Below are 20952 nucleotides of genomic sequence, written 5' to 3'. Positions count from 1 at the left end.
CTTCGCATATTTTCCTTTCATTGTGCCTTCTTTAATCCTATTCCCAAAATTCTTATTCCGTCATATCAAAATAAAACAGATCCGTATTTCCCTCGGATGTACGGGCAATATAAACTATCCGGTGTAATCCCGCATCTACAAGAAAAGCCTGAGAGTAGTGAGGCAAGGAATAAGTTTTCACATAATCCAAGTTCCAATCTAAAACGACAATACGGGATTTCATCTCTGCAGTCGGAGAAAACGAACGTTCTTCCTCCACCGACTGAGCCATCAAATAAATATAATTTTCATCAGACTGGACATCGGTAAAACAAAGCAGGCTCTCCCCCATAACCGAACTGTTTTCATTGCCTAAAACCGGACATACCTCTTTTTCTCCCAAACGAACACTTTTTTGCAAATTGCCTTGCTCATCATAAAGAAACACTCTATTATAATAAAACATAGCCGATACGATTTCTTTCCGGCTTTCACTGTAAGATATCCGATTCATATTCATCACCGAAAAATCCCTTTCCGGCTCCAACAACGAAGACGGAAAATCAATCCAGTCAAACTGACCGGATGACACATCAAACCGGAAAAACAAACCCATCCCATTATCCATATTGCCATAATACACACTGCCTGCCCGAAATAAATCCGGCGAGCCAATGATTTCCTTCGGCAAAGATATAGCTACAACAGCATTTTCCTGTTTATGCAAACATCTGTGTAAATCTATTTCCTTTATTGATGCCAAATTCACATCATACACTTCCAATTTTCCACCTACATAATCTTCCCCTCCAAAGAAAAAAGGGAACAAAAAGTCTGACGGACCATTCCCATTCATTCCAAAACTTCCTTTTATCTGATAACCGTTACGGTCATAAACATAAAAACAAGGTTCATCATCACGTCCGATAACTATCAGAAAAGAATCACATACACACATCTTATCTGCACGAAGCACCTCCGTAATTCCCGTTGCGTGAACTTGAGGATGAACAACACGAGTCTCAGTCAATATGATTTCCGAGTTCTTTTCAGTACAACTGCTAATGATGACTAATGCCAAGACCATATAACTTACAAGCCTATTCATAATATCAAGTACTTATCAATCTAAAGGTGTGCCAGGACATTATATTTCCCGACATACCTAATACTTATTTTTTAAAAGCAAGTCCCTTTATTATAGGTCGATGTATATCCCCAAACACAAGTTCCGCACTTACACATAAATGCATTTCCAGTTCCACCGGAATAACAGGTTATATGATGCCCAGTCTCATTTCTTGCCAACGCTTCCACATTAGCTAACTCTAAATCTGATAATGTTTCCGTCTTCTGTGACTGGCTATAAGCAGTATAACCTGCCGCTACGGCTACTGCCGCAATAAAACTGAATCTTATAATTTTTTTCATATGCTATAATTGTTAAAAATGTTAGTATTTTATCCGTTACTTTCACCTGCAAAGCCGCAAATCCCCGATTTGCGTATCTTCTGTTTTCTTCTTAACTTTGCATCGGTCTATCCTCCTTTCTATTTTAGGGTTTGACTGGAGTGGAGACATACAAGTTTTCTTCTAAACACTTTCTGTATCGTTTCCATTCCTTTTATACTTCTTGCGGCATTATTTGTGCATTTTATGGATGTTATCATGATTATATAATCAACGATTATTACCAGAATACCTGCCTGCCATCTTTTATCTCGAAAATCCGCTCGTCTTTCCCACGGGTATGATTAATCAGATAAAGCAAGCTGTTTTCCGGAACCGTGTAGACCAAAGAATCCGCAACCGCTTTTTGGCGACCGGCTGAATTCCACCGCCTGCCTTTCCAATACAGCAATTCATACACATCACCTTTACGAATAAAATTATCACGGTTGCGGGGCACATACACAATCTTGGCTATACGATGCGCACTCCCCAAATCCAAGCCTGCCCATCCGCCTTCGGCATACTTATAGTTGAATGAAGTATAAGGATCCCCATCAAACACATTGGTATATTCATGGGAACCGTCCTGTTCGAAGCAACCGGGCGTACCGATAACCTTGCCTCGCAATGCCCAACCACTGTCAGACGCATCATAAAACGCAACTTCCGCAATGTTGCAAAAGCTTCCGTCACCTCCTCTGTAACGCACATACCTATAACTTTTCCGGTTGTCTACCCACAGCGTATTATACACCTTTCGGGTACGTCTTTTACCAAAAACAACGTATCGGTATGTCGAAAACCGACATCATTACTTGCTTCGAATACACCGCCAGGCATACGGAATATGAAAGTCTCGTTATACAGATGATATTTAAAATAAAGAGCAACCGTGTCCTGTTTGTTGCCCGGATTGAAGTAACGCAAGTTTCCCGAAGTTTTCTCCAACAATATCGGGTCGGAACACAGTTCCAGCCCCTGCCCGTCCCAAAAGGCAAGCCGGAAAATGATGTCCCCTTCCACATCATGAAAGCGGATACTGTCTGACTCCATGTGGGTATAAGCGACTGGTATCCAACTGTCTCTGCACGAAAGGCACAGATAAACGATATCGGATGTCGTTTTTTCCGAATACAGCACTTCTTTGGGCAACGTCAATGTGCGGTTCCACCTGCCGGCATATTCAGGTGTCACATCCTTGAACAGCGGATAGCGGAAAGTAGGATATACCTCATCCGACGGTTTATCCAAGTCTTCCATCATCGACGTGTTCAGGCTATAAGTTTCCCGATACACTTTCCCTTTGGGGTTCCATAGCTCAGCGGCGGGACGCAACGGAGGGTTGGGATATTCCACTTCATACGTTTTCCCCTCTTGATCCAGCACGAAATTCCAAAAATGAGGGGCGTTATTGTCTCCCCTCATCACCATGACATCCGTTCCGCACGCGATACCCACCGAACGGCATACATAAATGAACAAGTCTGCCAACTCCTTGCAGCTGCCCGAACGCCACTCTACCACTTTCGGCCCTATATGGGGACCCGTAGGGAATGAACTCGTAAAATAAATCCGCTCTTTTATCAGCGTGTCCAGCAAGACCCGTGCCGCAAACAGCGGGTCGGCAGCCTGCGGCATGCCGCGTATGCTGTCCAGCTTCGGGTTATAACGTTCATAAATCCGTTCCCGCCATTCTTCCGGCACTTCATCGCCTACACGATAAGGAAGAATGTATTCACAAAAGTCCTGAAAGCTCACATTCCGTCCCCAAGGTTGCGCTTTCCATACCCGGTAGGCATGGTCGATGTTTTTCACCAAATAGGCAGAATCGATGACCTCGACATCCCTTCTCCGCTGCAGACTGCCCATAAAAAATTCGCCATCCGCCTTCTTCAACGAGTCTATCAGTTCGCTTGACGTTTTCCGGGTATGCGTAAAGCAGGTGAAATATTTTCTGAACTTTTCCAACTCTTTACCGTCATAATACGTATGATAGGGCATGTTCTCTATCAGAAACCGTGCCGCACGGTATTTCAGCGTGTCATCCTCGTAATGACGCAATACTTTTTCCAGTTCAGCACGGTTCTCGCCTGCCAAACTTAAGGCTGCTTCGAGACGTTGATTGTCATGCGTGCAAGATACAGCACACAAAATGATAAATAAAACCCATATTTTCAAGCACCATCTCATTGCTTTCTTGTTTTTCGTATTATCTTCTCATCTTTTTTAATCAATCTCAATGCCAAACTAAATAGTATTGTCAATATTCAAGTAAAATACGACTAAATATTGATTGGATTTTCCAATAAAATCTACAAAAAACGGCTATATTCAATTAGACTTCAAAGCCACTTCTATAATTTATGCTATATACATTATTTTTAAAATACCACCATTATACTTATCAATTTACATTATCATCTATTGAAAAACGAAGCAATTCTGTTTCACCTTTCTCCGCTATGGCATAAATGATTTTATCCTGATCATCCACACAAAAATTCTTTATTGGATAATCCAATTCAAACTTGAAATCTGGCTTGCCATCCCATTTGATACGATAAATGCTATTCCCTTGAAAAGCTTCCAGTTTTGAATCAGCGAAACTTTTTCCGGAATATAACAAATATATGTAAGAGTCTGTTGCATAAGCCGCTAAAAAAGCCTGTTTACAATGGGCACTTACCGGTGCAGAAAATTCATTTTCATTCTCCTCCGGCCTATATTCCGGATATCCTCCTGCAAAATGATAGGTTTCTTCTATCTTGACACTATCAACCGAATAAATGGAAAATATAGGTGCTGACCGGACTGCATAAACTAATTTATCCAACGAAGGATTCATACATAAAGTACCTTGATAGGCCATGCCACGCAAACGGTTGGATATGGAACGTTCTTGTTGGTCTCGATAAGGATATTCTCCCCAATAGGCAACCGCGCCATGCGGGTCGGTCAAGGTTAACATATTGTTATCATAAAAGCCCATCCCTACAAAAGAATTAAAACGGGTAGCATATACTTTAGTGCTAAGCAAACTGTCTTTCTTCACTAAAGAATATTCTTCAATCCCTCTTTTTATATCATGCAGATTGACTTGAACCAATTCATGCTTAAAACAATCATAAATCCCCAGCAAAGAATCCGAAGGCATTCTGGCTAAAGAAAATACTTGCAAGAATTCATTTCCCCCCTGACCTTTCCGGCCAAATGACCATATTCTGCCGTCTTCATGACGCAAATCAATCATTGTAAAAAGAGAATCTGCTATATTATCATAAATCACAAGATTTGAATCCACACAATGCATCAAAAAAGGCTGCCCTAACATAAGCCTTTCCGTAAACAATTGCCGACCTTTTAATTGTTTTACAACAAATGACTTATCAAACTCTTGCATCGACACATCATCTTGCTGCTGACAAGCAGTGATTAAAAATATTTCAACAACTAATGCTACTATTACAAATCTTAATTTAACCATAATTTTCATCTTTTAATTAAGGGACTTTCTGCAAACTTGCTCGTTCTATAGAAAGTCCCACTATTCACTACATCCTATGAATAATGAATGTAACGATCACCTATACAACCGCCCCAACCCCAAAATTTACAAAAATCAAGGGTTTGCGTAAAACAACCACTACAATCATTCCCTACTTCATAAGAAGCCAAAGCTTCCACATTATCCAATGCTATGTCTGACAAAAAAACACGTTGCGACATAAATGATTGATAAATGCCAAATCCACCACAAATAAACATTATCAATCCAATATCATTTCAATTTCGTCTTTGCTTTGAGCGAAGCAGAAAGAAATACTCATCAGCACACACAATAATGTAATCAGTTTTGTTTTCATAATCTTTTTTGTTTTTCGTTTCCGCAAAATTCTAAAAAAGCATGAAAACAAGCAATTTTTTGACGTTACAATTTCCGTTACAGCGTTACAACGAGCGTTACACCTACTCTGTATCTTGCTGGTTATTAGTGAAATGAAAGAAAAATCCGAATATCTCTTTTGATAGTTTCTCTTTCAGGCGGTGCTTGCAGGTACGCAGGGCGTTCTCCTTACGTCCGGTGCACGAGGCTATCAGGCTGGTAGGATAATCCATGAAAGAAAGCAGGCAAAACAGCAAATCGGCTTCGGTGATTTGGGGATATTCCACTTGCAGCCGTTTCACTGGTTCATCAAACAAGGCAAGGGTTTCTTTTTGGAATGCTTCCTGTTCTTTTTTCGAGAAAGGTTTGCCGTTGCCTTTCTGTATGGCATGGATTCGCTTTTGCCATGCCGTTTGTTGAAACTGCCCGATAAGTGTTTGCGTTTCTATGGCTGCTATCTCTTGGCGCATCGTTTTCCATGCTTCAGGGTTCCGCCGGTTCTGTTCAGCTACATATTCTTTGATTGCCGCCAATCGGTCTGTGACTAACTGTTTCTCTAATAGCAAGTAGCGGCGTTCCCGATGCTTGATGAAAAGGAAAATGCCGATGCCGCATAACAGAAGCGTGATGAAGATACCTACACATAAGTAAATGGTGTTTTCACGTCGGTTAGCCTCCGCCTTTTGGCGGCTCATTTGTTGCAGATATTGTTCGGTCAGTCTCCCTATTTTATCGGTTTGCCGCAAGGCATAAAGCGAATCTTTATAAATATGGAAAGAATCGACATAGACGAAAGCCAAAGCCGGGTGTTCTTTCCGATGCAACTGTAACAGATTATAAAATGCCATAGTCCGGGTGATGATTTGCGGATCTTTTGTTGCTTTGAGGAAATAGAAAGAAGCCGAATCGACATTACCTTCTTCTTTGAAAAGCATAGCCTTGTTGTAAAAATCATTGCCGTAAGTATCAACTATTTCCTGCAGGTAAACTTTAGCCTGTTGGCGATTGCCGGTCAAACGGGCATGCAGGCACAATTGCCTGATGATATACCTTTCGTAGGATTTATTTTCTAATTGGCGGGCGAACGAAATGGCTTCCTGATAATAATGGTAAGCACTGTCGTATCGATTCAGCAACATAAAAATATCTCCCAAGCTGTACGCGGTGATGTAACAATCCAACGTATCAGAATGTGTGTCTACATACTTCTGCATTTCCCGGTAATGTAACAAGGCTTGTGAGTAGCAGTCAGTTTTGTGATATAAGTACCCCAAGTCGTAGTTCACCAACATCCGTGTACGGTCTTGTGCCTGTGGGGGCAGTGCGGCAAGTGCCTGCAGATTAACCTTCAGGGCAAGGGTGTCGTTGCCTTGCTGCTGGTAGATGCGTCCCAAGAGGAAATAGCTTTTGGCAAGCGGGATGCCGGGAGCCTCCTTACTATAATAATCCAGAGCGATCCGTATCAACGAATCGTTCATTCCTATCCGGCCCTGTTTGTTCAGGGCTTCGGTATAGAGCAAGGCATAGCCTGCCCGCGCCTTTCCTTGTAAACGGTCGGGGCGGACTATCTGCCCGAGCAGGTCCATTACCGAATCAGGTTGTGCGGTATGTAGGGAGGCCTCCTGCAGCAAAGCCAGATCGTTCTTGCTCCCTTGGCGGCAGGAACCAAGCAACAGCAGGCAGAGGCAAATCTGCATCATGTGTTTCATGCCGACAAAGATACACATTTTTTCAGAAGCAGCCATACTGTGTACGGGATGTATTTGTGCACTTGAAAATCAAACGCAAAGACGCAAAGGCGCAAAGATTTTATATTTAGAGAGGGCAAAGAACACAGAGAGTGGCATCGGTTCGTTAGTTTTCATAGTCCTACATAATTAATCCTCTACTCTATTTTATTTAACCGATATAAATTGCCGTCCATGCGTTCTGTAACGCTTATTACCTTATATAATTCAAGTTTCGCAAGTTAATAGAAACCTTCTTCTTGGGATATAAAAGGGGCACAGGGATTTCCGCATATCGCAGAAAATGAGTAATTTTATAGTTGCAAATCAAAACATTACTCAGCCCTATGCCCTTGCACAAAGTTACAGACTTTCTTTCAGAAATCAGCGCATTTTTTAGAAAAAATGACGCGCATAAAGCGATGTATTCCATACTGGACGTTATCAAATGGTTAAGAATGAATGAATCCACCTTGTTCGGCATGAAGAGCAAGTGCAACAATGTGTATCCGTTGTTGCAGGTGTTCCAGGCTTTGCTGTTGTACCCGTGTTTCATGGTCCGTAACCCTTATCGTTTCACCGGGTCTTCCTTAAGCGGCTTGCTGGGATGCAAGAAAGACGTGTTCTACCGTTTCATGAGTAATCCCAAGATAAACTGGCGGAAGTCCGTCTATCACCTCACCCTCCAGCTTTGGTCGAAGATCAGACTCCGCTCCGGGCGCAAGGAAGGCACGGTCTGTCTGATAGTCGATGACACGGACTATCCCAAGACGGGACGGCGCATGGAGAACATCGGCAGGGTGTTTTCCCATGTCCATCACAGGTGCATCCTCGGTTTCAAGGCATTGTTCCTTGCCGTCACGGACGGGACAACCCAAATGCTTCTGGATTTTGCACTGCTGGGTGAAAAAGGAAAGGATGGAAAGTTCGGGATGTCCGATGAAGAGCTCGCAAGACGTTTCACCAAAGGACGTGACAGCGGCGACGCCTTGCAGGAGCGTATCGGTGAATACACGGCAAAGAAAACCGACCTGATGATTGCCATGATAAGACGCGCCATCCGCAAAGGGGTCAGGTTCAGGTATGTGCTGGCAGACAGCTGGTTCGCCTGCAAGGATGTCATCCGGTTCATCCGCTCCCGCCACGTCAGGTGCGATTACCTGGGCATGATCAAGGTGGGAGAAAACAGCAGGACAAAATACTGTCTGGACGGGAAGCCTTATACCGCGCCGGCCTTGATCAGGCACCTTAACAGGCAAGGCAGGCGGAAGTACAGCAGGAGACTGCGTTGCTATTACATCGTGGCGGACGTGACCTTTGCGGATACCAAGGTACGCCTGTACTTTGTCAGGAGAAGCAAACGGGGCGCATGGAACGGCCTGATGACCACGGACATACGGCTTGAGTTCCTTGAAGCGTACCGGATTTATGCCCAAAGGTGGTCTTTGGAAGTCGTGTTCAAGGAAGCGAAGGGGCTGTTGGGGCTGGGCAAATGCCAGGCCGGCAACTTCGCCTCGCAAATCGCGGCGACATCCCTGACGGCTTTGCAATACAACATCCTTTCCTTAGTGAAGAGGTTTGCAGCCTACGAGACCATGGGAAAGCTCTTTGAAGACGTAACCAAGGATTCTTTGGAACTGTCCGTTGCGGAAAGGATATGGGGCGTCATGCAAGAACTGGTCATTGCGGTTGCGGAACTCTTCGGATTGACTGATGAAGATATCTATCAGGCTATCATCAACAGGGAGGAAGATATGAAACATATTTGCGACATTTATAGATTAAAAGCTGCAAGTTGAACTTGCGAAACTTGAATTATATAATTGCATAGAGCAGTCTCCCTCTACCAAAAAATCAAAGGCAGAACGGGGCAAGGACAAGGTATCCGCACCCGACTCCTTTAACCATCCGGATGTCGCTCCACAGGTGATGACCAACAGTGAATCCGCTTTGCCAGACAACAGACTTTCTTTTTCCGCCGAACCGTCTTCGACAAACAAAAAGTAAGCATACCGCTTCCTGTCATACAAGAAATCAATCTTAGAGTATCGGAAACCGAGCGCATCCTCATTTATCATGCGCTTTTTCGCTAATTCTATCCACACATTGGCAATATAGCCGCTGATGCGGCTCTTATTCGCAACAACAGCCAATGCCGCCAACACTACCAATACGTACCAAACAATTCTTTTTTTCATCGTTTCTATTTATAAAAAACTAAAAATCATTTCAGAGAAATGCTGACCAACCGATAGCCATTTTCTTCATCCAAGGCCATTGCATAAACCACATTCCGTACTTCATCCACACATAAACGAGCCAAACGCCTGTCTGTACGTATTCGTTTTACAGCCTTTCCTTGCCAGTCAAATACAACGATTGAATAAGGCTCCAATGCATCCCCTTTCTCGTGCAACAATGCATAAACAAATCCATTGGTCACATAAACATCTTCAAATCCCAACTGAGTATTTTCATTGCCAACGACAAATACCGGTACGGCTCCTTCAGCCTGTCCATAGACAGGCTCATAGATACACAAGGTAGTATCCGCTAGCAATTCCAAATCTGACCGCACACTAAAATACTCCAATATGCCGCCAATATAAGTAGCATTCAACATTTTAGCATAATCAGGCTTAAAAAGGGTACGTGTATCACTGCTGAATACAGACCAGATTTCTTCTTCTTTGCCGGCTACGTATTCGGTCGGGAAATTGCCATATACAGATTTTATGTCATGTTTGGCCAAATCAAATCTGCCATAACGTAACTGGGGCTGATTGGCTTTCACTAAAAACACACTGTCTTTTACAGGAAGCATATCATATAATACAAAAGGCGTTTCGGATGACGGAAGCATACCATAATCTACCTTATATTCCTGAAAATGCAATTTGCTTATTAAATCTGTATCTAAATGATATACCACTATTTTACGTGAAACGCCATCGTAAACATATAAGACATTTCTACGGACAGACAAATGAAATTGATTGGCTGATAAAAGCTCGCCCGGACCTTGACCTTTATGTGCAAACCGACCGACAGGTTTTCCTGACTGCGTATAGACATGAAAATAATAATCATCCATATCATCCAATACGACAAGACAAGAATCCGTATAGTCCATTTGCAGAGGGAAACGCCACAGAGAAGAATCGTTCAGCGTATGCACCTGCATGTCATAAACACTATCTATACTAATCCCATTAGAATAATAGACAGATTTGCTTTGTTCGGCACACCCTGCCAACAGACCAAGTGCCAACAAAGGTAAACAAAATAATAGGTTCTTCATATTCGCCTGATGTTTCTACTTGATTGAAACTACAATAGAAGAATGTGCTATCATGTAAAAACACTGCAATACAATATAGTTACAAGCATTCACATTTCAGCACATTCAAGATATTACATAATCTCCCTATAAGGAACAAGAATGACTTCCGGTCAACGTTCCTTTAGAAGGTCTTATTTCAGTACCACACAACCCACATTTTGCCCCACATTTATTTACGCTCCCTTTACACGACCAAGTTGTGTGTGTCCCACTTTCATTACCAGCCAACGCTTCCACGTTGGCCAAAGCCAAGTCGGACAACATCGCTTCTTTATCCTGTGCTTGGTAAGCCGTTACACCGGCTGCTACAGCCAAAGCGGCTGCAAATGCCAGCTTCATAAGCTTCTTTTTCATAATTGCTAAAATTTAATGTTATTCTTACTTTGTTTGTTCATTCACTCCGTTCATTCACTCCTGCAAAGCCGCAAATCCACGGTTTGCGTATCTTCTGTTTTCTTCGTAACTTTGCTTCGGTTTAACCTCCTTTCGTTTTAGGGTTTGACTGGAGTGGGAACATATAAAGCTGTCTTCCAAATGAACTCTTTATCGTTTCCACTCCTTATTCTATATTAATACCATTACTTTTGCATACATACACGTTAACATATCCGGCGGGTATCCCCGCCCTTACATTGATTGTTGCAACAATCTTGTTCTAATTTATAAATTTCTATCAACACACTTTACTTATTTCATGCGGTACACACAAAGCGACACCGCATCGCCATCCGTATCGTCAACCGAATAAGTCACCAGACAACCGGGTATATCAGCCGATACCGGATGACCTAAATAGTCCATGCCTACAGACGAAACGTCCAGATTCTTGTAACAAGTCATCACACCGGTACGTTTATCATACAACGAATAGACGGCACGAGGGTCACCGTGCTGCTCCGTCCATATACCGAATATAAAACGAGGGGAACAAGCATAAATCAGGCAAGACCAATAAGAGGACGACACATCCATGCTGTTTTCTACCCCACCAAAAGAACGGGTGCTCTTCTGCAAAGGGTTGACCTGCAGTTCCACGCTGACCGAATCGGCTGTGCAATCATAATGCAGGTAACGGTCGGTGGCGGGACACGAAATGCCTATAACCTGAGAAGAGACGGGATAAAGCCTATCCCAAAAAGCGGAGACCACCGGGTACTTTTCCTTGTATTCCAACAGCACCTTACGCAACCTCCCGTCGGCAGACATCAGCCAAAGACCACACGGGCCGTTGTATATGAAATCTGGAGTAAAGCAGAGGAAACTGCCGTCGGGAAGCAAGGCGATGTTGTTTGCCATGTATTCCGTACGGATTGTACGGAGGAAATCACCCGCAAACGTATAGACATGGATTGCACCCTTTATTTTATCATACACATACAAGGATTCGGAATGCCTGTCAACCATCAGGCGGGTCACCGTAGAATATTCACCGGGACCTTGTCCCCGCCGGTAAATCTTATTGAGGAAAGTGCCTCCTTCTGTAAAATGGTAAATGCTCATCTGAAGCTGGTCGTAAACGAACAGGCAGCTGTCTGCAGTGCAGACCTGGACAGGTCTGCCTATCACTTCACCCTCCGGCAAGTCCAAATGAATTTGCCGCCTGGACGATACAAAAGCAGATAAAGGAAGACTGTCTTCCGCTACCGAAAAATCAATGTCGACCGATGCCTTACACACCCCGTCTTCCATTCGGGAAGAACGGGAACAGGCACAAAGCAGGAACAAGAATATCACATATACATACTTCATCTTTAAACAATATTATGTTGACATGGAGATTACAGGACACATAACCGCACGGAAAGGTCATGCATCCTGATACGCCATTTTTACGAAACACACCATCAAGGGCAAACATCTGTTGCCGAACAAGCACTATACTTATTCCCTGTATATTTACAGCAAGGTATTTCCGTATACATATTAAATTCAGGAATATACAACTTGTAGGTAGAAGCCGCATACCCCTTTTTAAACACTTCATCATCGTTATCATTCCCATGGTCACCTCCTGTATTCTCACCTCCAGCCAACGCTTCCACGTTAGCCAAAACCAAATCAGATAATGTTTCCTTATCCTGTGCATGGTAAGCCGTCACACCGGCTGCTACAGCCAAAGCGGCTGCAAATGCCAGCTTCATAAGCTTCTTTTTCATAATTGCTATACTTTAATGTTATTCTTACTTTGTTTGTTCATTCACTCCGTTCATTCACTCCTGCGAAGCCGCAAATCCCCGATTTGCGTATCTCCTGTTTTCTTCGTAACTTTGCTTCGGTTTAACCTCCTTTCGTTTTAGGGTTTGACTGGAGTGGGAACATATAAAGCTGTCTTCCAAATGAACTCTGTACCGTTTCCACTCCTTATCCTATATGAATACCATTACCTTTGCATACATACACGTTGACGTATCCGGGCGGGCAAACCCCGCCCCTACATTGATATGTTGCAACAATCTTATTGACAATCTCAATGCCGCACGGGTATCACCAAAGGGGCATTGCCCGTGTTCTTCAGCGTCACTTTCCGTTCTTTCTTCTTCCCCATCGGGAAAGAACCGAACTGCACTTCCCGTTCGCTTAAAAAAGCAGTGGTCTGCTTCGCATCCGTAGATGCGGAACGCTTGCCGATGACTATATTCAAGTAGAACTCTTTCACCAACGGATTGTGGACCGAACACTTCATCATCGTTACCTCGGTTTGCGAATCTCCTATATTACTTTGCATCGGGTCCGTTATTCTTTATCAAAAGATTTGAAAGAAAACCTTATTAACAAAGGATTGTCATCTTCCAATCTGCCGCATCGGCGAATCAAATCATGCAGCATCCCCTTTTCTTGAAAAAAGAAAGGATAAAGTATACCATAAAAAGACTCATCGGAAGCGTTTACAACCACTAAGGGAGAATCTTGGTCTTGTTTTCCTGAATATATCCTTTTCATACGCTTGTCTATACAGATATTATACAGTGATAAATCGGGAGACACAGTACTTATAAACAGGTGACTCCCCGTTTCATAAGTGGATAACAAGCATTTAAAATAAGGCTTACTATCCACCGAAGAAAGTTCTGTGGCAGTCTGTGGTATCAAGCTGGAAGGTAATGTCCATTTGCCAAAATCGAAAGCGTATTTCTTCTGTAATTCGTCTCCCACAAGTCGGTCTATCCGGAAATGACCGTAATCGGACAGGCAATTCACTTCTCCTTCCGAATCATAAAAGAACTTTTGAGTGACAAAAGGGAAGCCTTCACGTTTCTTTATGCCGACCATACGGTTATCCGTATAAACATATAAACTATAATCTTGACCAGCCGACCAAAAATAGAAACAATCCTTAGTAGGATTCACAAATTGATAAAAATCGGATGCCATACTGTCTTCAAAAGTCAAACGATATTGATAACGGCCTGTTTCCATATCATAAGCCAATACCGACGCATTGTCTAATATCAAAAGGCTTTTCTTGTCATAACTGAGTGTCATGTCCTTAATGACAGTATATTCCCCTTCACCGCCGCCTAAGGCATCTATTTGGTATAAAAAAGCGCCATGGGAATTAAAGACGAATATCGACTTTTGCTTATCGTCATGGTAAACGATGTAATTGCTTGTTACGATACATTTACGCGCATAACTCAACAACAGGCTATCCGTTGTTTCCAACGGTATGGCCTCTTCCACTTGGACAAGCGAATTCCAATCGAATACAGAATCCTCACGATAATCAATGGCATAAGTATCCCTGTCTGACTCAAAGCGAGAGGTACACGAACCTAACAACAATACTAAAACAAGCCCCATCCATTTCATAAAATACGATATTACTGTTTTGTTTGTAAGCTTCTGCCATCCTTCAAACGAAAGGACAAAAACCTACAAACTTTAGAATCTGACAATCAACAATCTGAAGCAAAACATTCGTCCGGTCCTCCAGGTTTACAACTTACCCATTTCTTATAAGAAACCGGATCCGGACAATTACCTGTTGTTTTGGTAAATCCACCGCTTAATTCACCACCTGCCAACGCTTCCACGTTGGCCAAAGCCAAGTCAGACATCACTTCTTTATCTTGAGCTTGGTAAGCCGTAACTCCAGCTACTACAGCCAAAGCGGCTGCAAATGTTATTTTCAAAAATCTTGATTTCATTTTTTTCTTGTTTTAATTGATTATTACTTTATTTGTTTTTTACCTGCGAAGCCGCAAATCCCCGATTTGCGTATCTTCTGTTTTCTTCGTAACTTTGCTTCGGTTTAACCTCCTTTCTGTTTAGGGTTTGACCGGAGTGGAGACATACAAGTTGTCTTCCAAACACGTGTTGTATCGTTTCCACTCCTTATTCTATATTAATACCATTACCTTTACATACATACACATTGACGTATCTGGGCGGGCAAACCCTACCCCTACATTGATACGTTGCAACAATCTTACTGACAATCCCGATGCCGCACGGGTAATTGTCAATTGTCCATTGTCAATTGTCTATTGTCTACCGCTTCTCCTGAAACATGTATGCGCAACGGGGCATCCGCCGTATTGCAATACACGTCTACTGTCTTATGGAAATGGCCTGCCTCGTCCGCTTCGTAAACAATCAGCAATGCCGTCTCTTCGCCCGGACGAAGCGGACGCTGGCTGTATTCCACACGCGTGCAGCCGCACGAAGTGTCTACGCCGTGTATCACCAAAGGTACTTCGCCCGTGTTCTTCAGCATCACCTGCCGTTCCTGACGCTCCGACATCGGGAAGGAGCCGAACTGCACTTCCCGTTCGCTTAAAGAGGCTGTGGTCTGCTTCGCATCCGTAGACGCGGGACGCTTGCCGCCAACGATGTTCAGGTAGAGTTCCTTCACCAGCGGATTGTGAACCGGATTGCCTATCGCTATCACCCGGTTGTCCTTGTCGAGCAAGAAAGTCTGCAGAGCCATCTCCGAGGGGAAATGGTTCAGGTGATTGAACGCATCCTCACGGTCGAAGCACACCGGATGGGTGAAACCATCACGACGGGTAAGGTAAGACAGTTCGCGCACGTCCTTCGGGTGGAAAAAGAATACATATTCCAGCCGCCCTTTGCCGAACAGCGAATCAGTCTCCGCCATCAGCTGTTTCCACTTGGGCAACTGCAGCTTGCAACTGGCGCAGCCGATGGAGTCGACATACGTCACAATCCGGTAAGGAGCATCCTGCCACCGGAATGACACCGTGTCCCTGCCTTGCACCGTAAACACCGCTTGCGCAGGAAAGGTGATTTCCTTACCCTCCCATTCCTCCACCAAACGCATCAGGCGTTGCTTGTCGGAATCTTGGCAAGCTGCCAGCAAACATAGCATCAACAGCCATACACCTATTTTCTTCATAACTTTGGCAACATTAGGCTACAAACGGAAGGTGCCGGTATAAACGGTTCCGTCCATTTCTATCCGCAACTGATACGTACCTGCAGGCATACCGCTTAGGTCAATCATCATGCCTTGCACATGAAAATAGGCCTGTTGGTAGACTATCCTTCCGTTCAACTGGTTTTGGACGGAAATCACCGCTTCTTTGCTTTCGGGCAGCGAAACAGATAGCCACGGTTGATGAAGGAACGCACGAGGCTCTTCCATTAATGAACTGGGAACAACATTACCCTCTTGCTTTATTACTTTTATCATTTCAATTTCGTCTTTGCTTTGAGCGAAGCAGAAAGAAATACTCATCAGCACACACAATAATGTAATCAGTTTTGTTTTCATAATCTTTTTTGTTTTTCGTTTCCGCAAAATTCTAAAAAAGCATGAAAACAAGCAATTTTTTGACGTTACAATTTCCGTTACAGCGTTACAACGAGCGTTACACCTACTCTGTATCTTGCTGGTTATTAGTGAAATGAAAGAAAAATCCGAATATCTCTTTTGATAGTTTCTCTTTCAGGCGGTGCTTGCAGGTACGCAGGGCGTTCTCCTTACGTCCGGTGCACGAGGCTATCAGGCTGGTAGGATAATCCATGAAAGAAAGCAGGCAAAACAGCAAATCGGCTTCGGTGATTTGGGGATATTCCACTTGCAGCCGTTTCACTGGTTCATCAAACAAGGCAAGGGTTTCTTTTTGGAATGCTTCCTGTTCTTTTTTCGAGAAAGGTTTGCCGTTGCCTTTCTGTATGGCATGGATTCGCTTTTGCCATGCCGTTTGTTGAAACTGCCCGATAAGTGTTTGCATTTCTATGGCTGCTATCTCTTGGTACATCGCACTCCATTCTTCAGGGTTCCGCCGGTTCTGTTCAGCCACATATTCCTTGATAGCGGCCAATCGGTTTGCGACCAGTTGTTTCTCTAATAGCAGGTAGCGGCGCTTCTTGCGCTGCACAAAGAAGAAAACGCCGGTACCGCACAGCAACAGCGTAATACCGATGCCGCCCCACAGGCAGATGGCGTTTTCACGCCGGTCAGCTTCCTCCTTTTGACGGTCTACCTCTTGCCGATACGCTGCGGTCAGTCTTTCTATCTTGTCCGTTTGCCGCAAGGCGTAAAGCGAATCTTTATAAATATGGAAAGAATCTACATAAACGCAAGCCCAATCGGGATGTGCTTTCCGGTGTAATTGGAACAGGTGATAAAACGACATGGCACGGGTAATGATTTGGGAATTTTTTGTTGCTTTGAGGAAATAGAAAGAAGCCGAATCTGCATTTCCTTCTTCTTTGAAAAGCACCGCTTTGTTGTAAAAATCATTGCCGTAAGTATCAACTATTTCCTGCAGGTAAGCTTTAGCCTGTTGGCGATTACCAGTCAAACGGGCATGCAGGCACAATTGCCTGATGATATACCTTTCGTAGGATTCATTTTCTAATTGGCGGGCGAACGAAATGGCTTCCTGATAATAATGGTAAGCACTGTCGTATCGATTCAGCAGCATAAAGATGTCTCCCATACTATATGCGGCGATGTAGCAATCCGTCGTATCGGGATGTGCGTCTACATACTTCTGCATTTCCCGATAGTGCAAAAGGGCTTGCCGGTAGAAACCTTTTTGATGGTAAAGATAACCCAAGTCGTAGTTCACCAACATCCGTGTACGGTCTTGCGTTTGTGAGGGCAAAGCGGCAAGTGCCTGCAGGTTGACCTTCAGGGCAAGGGTGTCGTTGCCTTGCTGCTGGCAGATGCGCCCCAAGAGGAAATAGCTTTTGGCAAGCGGAATGCCGGGAGCCTGTTTGCTGTAATAGCCGAGGGCGAGCTTTATCAGCGAATCGTCCGTGCCTATCCGGTCCTGCTTGTTCAGGGCTTCGGTATAGAGCAAGGCATAGTCTGCCCGCGCCTTTCCTTGCAAACAGTCGGGGCGGACTATCTGCCCGAGCAGGTCCATTACCGAATCAGGTTGTGCGGTATGTAGGGAGGCCTCCTGCAGCAAAGCCAGATCGTTCTTGCTCCCTTGGCGGCAGGAACCAAGCAACAGCAGGCAGAGGCTAAGCAGCATTACGTGTTTCATGCCCGCAAATATATGAATTTTCTTCATGACATCCCATACCGGCCAGACAAATATCTTCTACAAATTTTACCTGAAATCTCATTTTAGGTTCAGTTTAGATTCCGTTTATTTTTCTCCTTGTTACATCGTCCATGCAGCCAGGTGCCAAAAACGTTACAATTCGTACATGAATGTTACATACGGGCTATTTTTCACTCGATACGCTTCCATACCCGCCTCCAGTCTACCGAACCCGTATATGGATCGACCGACTTCCATATACGCGTAGCCTTGCCTACGAGGTAAGGTTCGGGAAGCAGCCCCCAATAACGCGAGTCTTGCGAGTTAAAACAATTGTCACCGCCCATAAAATAATAATTCTCGCGGAAACGGTAACCCGTTATCCGTTTGCCCTCCAAATAGAAGCCATCGTCCTTTTGCACCAACTTTCTCCGCTGTTCCCATTCTATCAAGTTCCTGTAAAACAGGTAATGGTTCCGGGTCATCTCTATCGAATCGCCACGCGCGGGAACATACAAGGGGCCGAAGTTGCAGACGTTCCACCCCAACGTAGAGTCATGCGGAAACGTATAGTAGCAATGCTGGCGTATCATCTCCTTCCTGCCAGACTTTTTGGACAACAGCCGTGAAAGCCGTTCCTGTGCATCCGTGTTCCCCACCGGAACATCTGTTCCACGCACCAGGTAACGTGCATCCCTTATCTCCACCGTATCGCCAGGCTCGCCGATGCAACGCTTCACGTAATACAGCATGACATCAAACCCGATGCTGTCCCAACGTTCGGGGTAAGGGAAATTGAATACCAGCACTTCCCCACGGCGGAACTCTTCCAAGCCGGGCAATCTCCGTATCTCAAACGGACGGTGTTCAGCCGCATCCCATACATCGAATATCCGTGCCCCTTTCAGCGGTTTGTCCACCAGCACATAGTCGCCCGGACGCAACACAGGCACCATCGAATCGGAAGGGATGGAAAACGAGGCAAACAGGAACACCTGACCTGCGATGCGCAACACAATCCATGCCGCATACAGGCATACCGCCACTGCACATACCTTATACGCCAAGCAGAACACCTTTTTCCTGATTATCCGTATCCGTTTCATTCGCTCTATTGATTTACGTAAACTTTAACAGCCCAACCAAACACGTTACAAGCTTATTCCCGTTCTCATATCCTAATTATGAATATCCGCACCCCCTTACAGTTATTAGGTGAAATACGAATATTCAATATTTCTAATTCTCAACTGACTCAATAAAAGAAATGATTTCCTTCTTATCCGAAGTGCCAGGCAATATATAATTTCTTATCGTATTCAAAGAATCCATCAAAATCATGATAGGAGTCGGAATATATTTCAATTCTTTTCGAATCAAATCCTTTGAATCTGCATATACATATTCATAATAAGCATTACGCTTTTGGTAAAAAGAAGAACTGCCCACCGTTGAAATAACTGCAACTTTCCTTTCATGATAAAGAGAATCTATTTCTTTCGTCACAGAAAAACCTAAATCGACACAATTACCGCAATCGTAATAATTAAACACAAAAACGACCCCATACTTTCTATCGGATACAATGGAATCAATAGACGTAATTCTCCTTCCTATCAAATCATATTCATCCTTCTGTATGTTGACTTCCCTTTGTGGCTTATTTTTCTCATTACTGCATCCGAACAAAAAAGGCAGCAATAGCAATACGATAAAAACCTTATCTTTCAGCATCATCACGCAATTTAAATTTTTCAATGGTTGTTTCGTCCACTTCTTGTGCCGCAAACAGATAAGTATCTGAAACACAAAAAGAAGAATAAATATCATGCGGAAGCATATAAGTAGAAACCAACTTCATATCTTCGTCTACAGACAAATCCAAGATTGTATTTACCTTGTACTCGTTTTGGTCTGTACGCGATGAACATAACAGATACAAATGACCATCGGCAAGATAAGCGTCACGAATATAGATGTAAACTGATTTCTCGCGGTTAGCCTGTTTCTCGGATATTTCCATAGCTGCCTTTATGACAGGAATAGATGAAATATCAAACCTCCGGACATATCTCCCGTCAAAGGTATATTGGTCTATATAAGGATAACAATCCGATACCGAGAAAATTCCTTTTCCTTCGGCATAAAGAATATGTTTCCGATTGGATATAACCGTCTTAAATGCTGTCTTTTCCTGTACCACTTCCCCTTTGGGGACTTGCCGGTCAGGATGACGTGTATCAATAAGCAAGAAACTGGTTGAATCAGTATTTGCCGACAAGTATATCAACGAATCACGAAGGCTGAAACGATTCTCATTCGCATTCGAAAGCAAGAAATCGCCGCAGAACGATCCACCATAAAATTTCTTCATAGACTTGGTACCGAAATCCACTACATACACTGTATCATACTGCACATTGAACGTAAAAGGCCAGGTCGTTTCATAAGGCGCTGCCCCATGATGAGTGACATATTCCATCCGTTGCAAGTCATCACTTAACACGACGATGTCCCCCCGCTTTTTGTCTAATACATAAACATTGCCCTTGTCATAAACCATACAAGTTATGTCAGAGAAAAAACTGGAATCCGGATAGGTTTCGATTTGACTCTCAATCTTACAATATGTCAAGTCACTTTGACGCTTGTTCTTTTGACAAGAAACAAGACACAAAAGTATTAAAATCAAAAATAACGCCCTATTCATATTCAGCAAAATGTTTTATTTCCATCACATTCAACATAAGCGCCTCTCGTCCAATCAATCCCCCGACTACATCTTTGACCACTGCAAGACACTGAACCGCCTAAAGGAAGCCCGCAGTCCACAGTTGCTGTACATGAATAGTTGCCGCTACCTCCATTTTCCGGTTGTGCCAATGCTTCTACGTTAGTCAATATAAACTCTGTCATATAAACCTTCTTATCTAACGCAATATACATATTGTAACCTGCCGTTATGGCTACCACTGCGATAAACGTAATTAAAAAAATAAGTTTTTTCATCTTTTATTCGTTTTTTAATGATTAATATTCTGTTTGATTTCTTCTTTGTGAAGCCGCAAATCCCCGATTTGCTTGTCTCCTGTTTTTCTTTTA

The 20952-nt window shown here is 43.6% G+C and carries 23 protein-coding genes; 1 reads left to right on the top strand and 22 read right to left on the bottom strand.

Features of this window, described 5'->3' with window-relative positions; translation table 11 throughout:
* Positions 1 to 52 precede the first annotated feature (52 nt).
* The 7 genes from B5G04_RS10900 to B5G04_RS10875 all read right to left on the bottom strand — a co-directional run bounded on the left by B5G04_RS10900 (position 53) and on the right by B5G04_RS10875 (position 7059).
* Complete coding sequence (locus B5G04_RS10900) at positions 53 to 1087, bottom strand: hypothetical protein (protein WP_140406998.1); 1035 nt, start codon at positions 1085 to 1087, stop codon at positions 53 to 55.
* Positions 1088 to 1158: 71 nt separating this feature from the next.
* Positions 1159 to 1410 (bottom strand): NVEALA domain-containing protein, encoded by a 252-nt coding sequence (locus B5G04_RS10895; RefSeq protein WP_087251651.1) that lies wholly within the window; start codon positions 1408 to 1410, stop codon positions 1159 to 1161.
* 259 nt (positions 1411 to 1669) lie between these two features.
* The gene (locus B5G04_RS20730; protein WP_343211170.1) at positions 1670 to 2185 is read right to left on the bottom strand and encodes a hypothetical protein; all 516 of its coding nucleotides are present in this window, start codon (positions 2183 to 2185) and stop codon (positions 1670 to 1672) included.
* Entirely contained in the window at positions 2164 to 3621 is a 1458-nt protein-coding gene (locus tag B5G04_RS10890; protein ID WP_343206236.1) for a transglutaminase domain-containing protein, read from the bottom strand. The genes B5G04_RS20730 and B5G04_RS10890 overlap by 22 nt, the downstream gene beginning before the upstream one ends.
* A gap of 214 nt (positions 3622 to 3835) precedes the next feature.
* Positions 3836 to 4915 (bottom strand): BF3164 family lipoprotein, encoded by a 1080-nt coding sequence (locus tag B5G04_RS10885; RefSeq protein WP_158100093.1) that lies wholly within the window; start codon positions 4913 to 4915, stop codon positions 3836 to 3838.
* Between the two features lie 74 nt (positions 4916 to 4989).
* Positions 4990 to 5157, bottom strand: a complete 168-nt coding sequence (locus tag B5G04_RS10880) for a hypothetical protein (protein WP_239414090.1) — start codon at positions 5155 to 5157, stop codon at positions 4990 to 4992.
* 240 nt (positions 5158 to 5397) lie between these two features.
* Positions 5398 to 7059 carry a hypothetical protein gene (locus tag B5G04_RS10875; RefSeq protein WP_143270460.1) on the bottom strand — a complete coding sequence of 554 codons (1662 nt, stop codon included), beginning with the start codon at positions 7057 to 7059 and terminating at the stop codon, positions 5398 to 5400.
* 329 nt (positions 7060 to 7388) lie between these two features.
* Between B5G04_RS10875 and B5G04_RS10870 the strand changes: the two genes are divergently transcribed.
* Positions 7389 to 8840: a transposase gene (locus tag B5G04_RS10870; protein ID WP_087397158.1), complete on the top strand. Its 1452-nt coding sequence runs from the start codon at positions 7389 to 7391 to the stop codon at positions 8838 to 8840.
* Here the strand turns inward: B5G04_RS10870 and B5G04_RS10865 are convergent.
* From B5G04_RS10865 to B5G04_RS10795, 15 genes are all read right to left on the bottom strand, one after another.
* Positions 8823 to 9239 (bottom strand): hypothetical protein, encoded by a 417-nt coding sequence (locus B5G04_RS10865; protein WP_143270459.1) that lies wholly within the window; start codon positions 9237 to 9239, stop codon positions 8823 to 8825. The genes B5G04_RS10870 and B5G04_RS10865 overlap by 18 nt on opposite strands.
* Before the next feature lie 26 nt (positions 9240 to 9265).
* Positions 9266 to 10342: a BF3164 family lipoprotein gene (locus tag B5G04_RS10860; RefSeq protein WP_087251641.1), complete on the bottom strand. Its 1077-nt coding sequence runs from the start codon at positions 10340 to 10342 to the stop codon at positions 9266 to 9268.
* 126 nt (positions 10343 to 10468) lie between these two features.
* A complete protein-coding gene (locus tag B5G04_RS10855) occupies positions 10469 to 10738 on the bottom strand; it encodes an NVEALA domain-containing protein (RefSeq protein WP_087251642.1) in 270 nt (89 codons plus the stop codon).
* A gap of 333 nt (positions 10739 to 11071) precedes the next feature.
* Positions 11072 to 12133: a 6-bladed beta-propeller gene (locus tag B5G04_RS10850; protein ID WP_087251643.1), complete on the bottom strand. Its 1062-nt coding sequence runs from the start codon at positions 12131 to 12133 to the stop codon at positions 11072 to 11074.
* A 95-nt stretch (positions 12134 to 12228) separates the two neighbouring features.
* Complete coding sequence (locus B5G04_RS10845; protein ID WP_087251644.1) at positions 12229 to 12540, bottom strand: NVEALA domain-containing protein; 312 nt, start codon at positions 12538 to 12540, stop codon at positions 12229 to 12231.
* Between the two features lie 311 nt (positions 12541 to 12851).
* Positions 12852 to 13109: a hypothetical protein gene (locus tag B5G04_RS10840; RefSeq protein ID WP_087251645.1), complete on the bottom strand. Its 258-nt coding sequence runs from the start codon at positions 13107 to 13109 to the stop codon at positions 12852 to 12854.
* An 8-nt stretch (positions 13110 to 13117) separates the two neighbouring features.
* Positions 13118 to 14194, bottom strand: a complete 1077-nt coding sequence (locus B5G04_RS10835) for a 6-bladed beta-propeller (protein ID WP_087251646.1) — start codon at positions 14192 to 14194, stop codon at positions 13118 to 13120.
* An 86-nt stretch (positions 14195 to 14280) separates the two neighbouring features.
* Positions 14281 to 14532 (bottom strand): NVEALA domain-containing protein, encoded by a 252-nt coding sequence (locus B5G04_RS10830; protein ID WP_087251647.1) that lies wholly within the window; start codon positions 14530 to 14532, stop codon positions 14281 to 14283.
* A gap of 314 nt (positions 14533 to 14846) precedes the next feature.
* On the bottom strand, positions 14847 to 15743 hold the full coding sequence (locus B5G04_RS10825) for a DUF1573 domain-containing protein (protein WP_087397154.1): 897 nt from the start codon (positions 15741 to 15743) through the stop codon (positions 14847 to 14849).
* Positions 15744 to 15761: 18 nt separating this feature from the next.
* Positions 15762 to 16121, bottom strand: a complete 360-nt coding sequence (locus B5G04_RS10820) for a DUF3244 domain-containing protein (protein WP_087397152.1) — start codon at positions 16119 to 16121, stop codon at positions 15762 to 15764.
* Between the two features lie 103 nt (positions 16122 to 16224).
* The gene (locus B5G04_RS10815; RefSeq protein ID WP_158100091.1) at positions 16225 to 17850 is read right to left on the bottom strand and encodes a hypothetical protein; all 1626 of its coding nucleotides are present in this window, start codon (positions 17848 to 17850) and stop codon (positions 16225 to 16227) included.
* A gap of 191 nt (positions 17851 to 18041) precedes the next feature.
* Entirely contained in the window at positions 18042 to 18956 is a 915-nt protein-coding gene (lepB, locus tag B5G04_RS10810; RefSeq protein ID WP_087251515.1) for a signal peptidase I, read from the bottom strand.
* Between the two features lie 133 nt (positions 18957 to 19089).
* Positions 19090 to 19587 carry a hypothetical protein gene (locus tag B5G04_RS10805; RefSeq protein WP_239414084.1) on the bottom strand — a complete coding sequence of 166 codons (498 nt, stop codon included), beginning with the start codon at positions 19585 to 19587 and terminating at the stop codon, positions 19090 to 19092.
* Entirely contained in the window at positions 19571 to 20413 is an 843-nt protein-coding gene (locus B5G04_RS10800; protein WP_239414083.1) for a hypothetical protein, read from the bottom strand. Before B5G04_RS10800 ends, B5G04_RS10805 begins: the two co-directional genes overlap by 17 nt.
* A gap of 149 nt (positions 20414 to 20562) precedes the next feature.
* Positions 20563 to 20859 carry an NVEALA domain-containing protein gene (locus B5G04_RS10795; RefSeq protein WP_087207345.1) on the bottom strand — a complete coding sequence of 99 codons (297 nt, stop codon included), beginning with the start codon at positions 20857 to 20859 and terminating at the stop codon, positions 20563 to 20565.
* Between the last annotated feature and the right edge of the window lie 93 nt (positions 20860 to 20952).

This window comes from Bacteroides sp. An51A (genome assembly GCF_002161565.1).
In the GTDB taxonomy this organism is placed as follows: domain Bacteria; phylum Bacteroidota; class Bacteroidia; order Bacteroidales; family Bacteroidaceae; genus Phocaeicola; species Phocaeicola intestinalis.
Note: the sequence above shows the minus strand (reverse complement) of the source record. Positions and strands in the feature narration are given on the sequence as shown.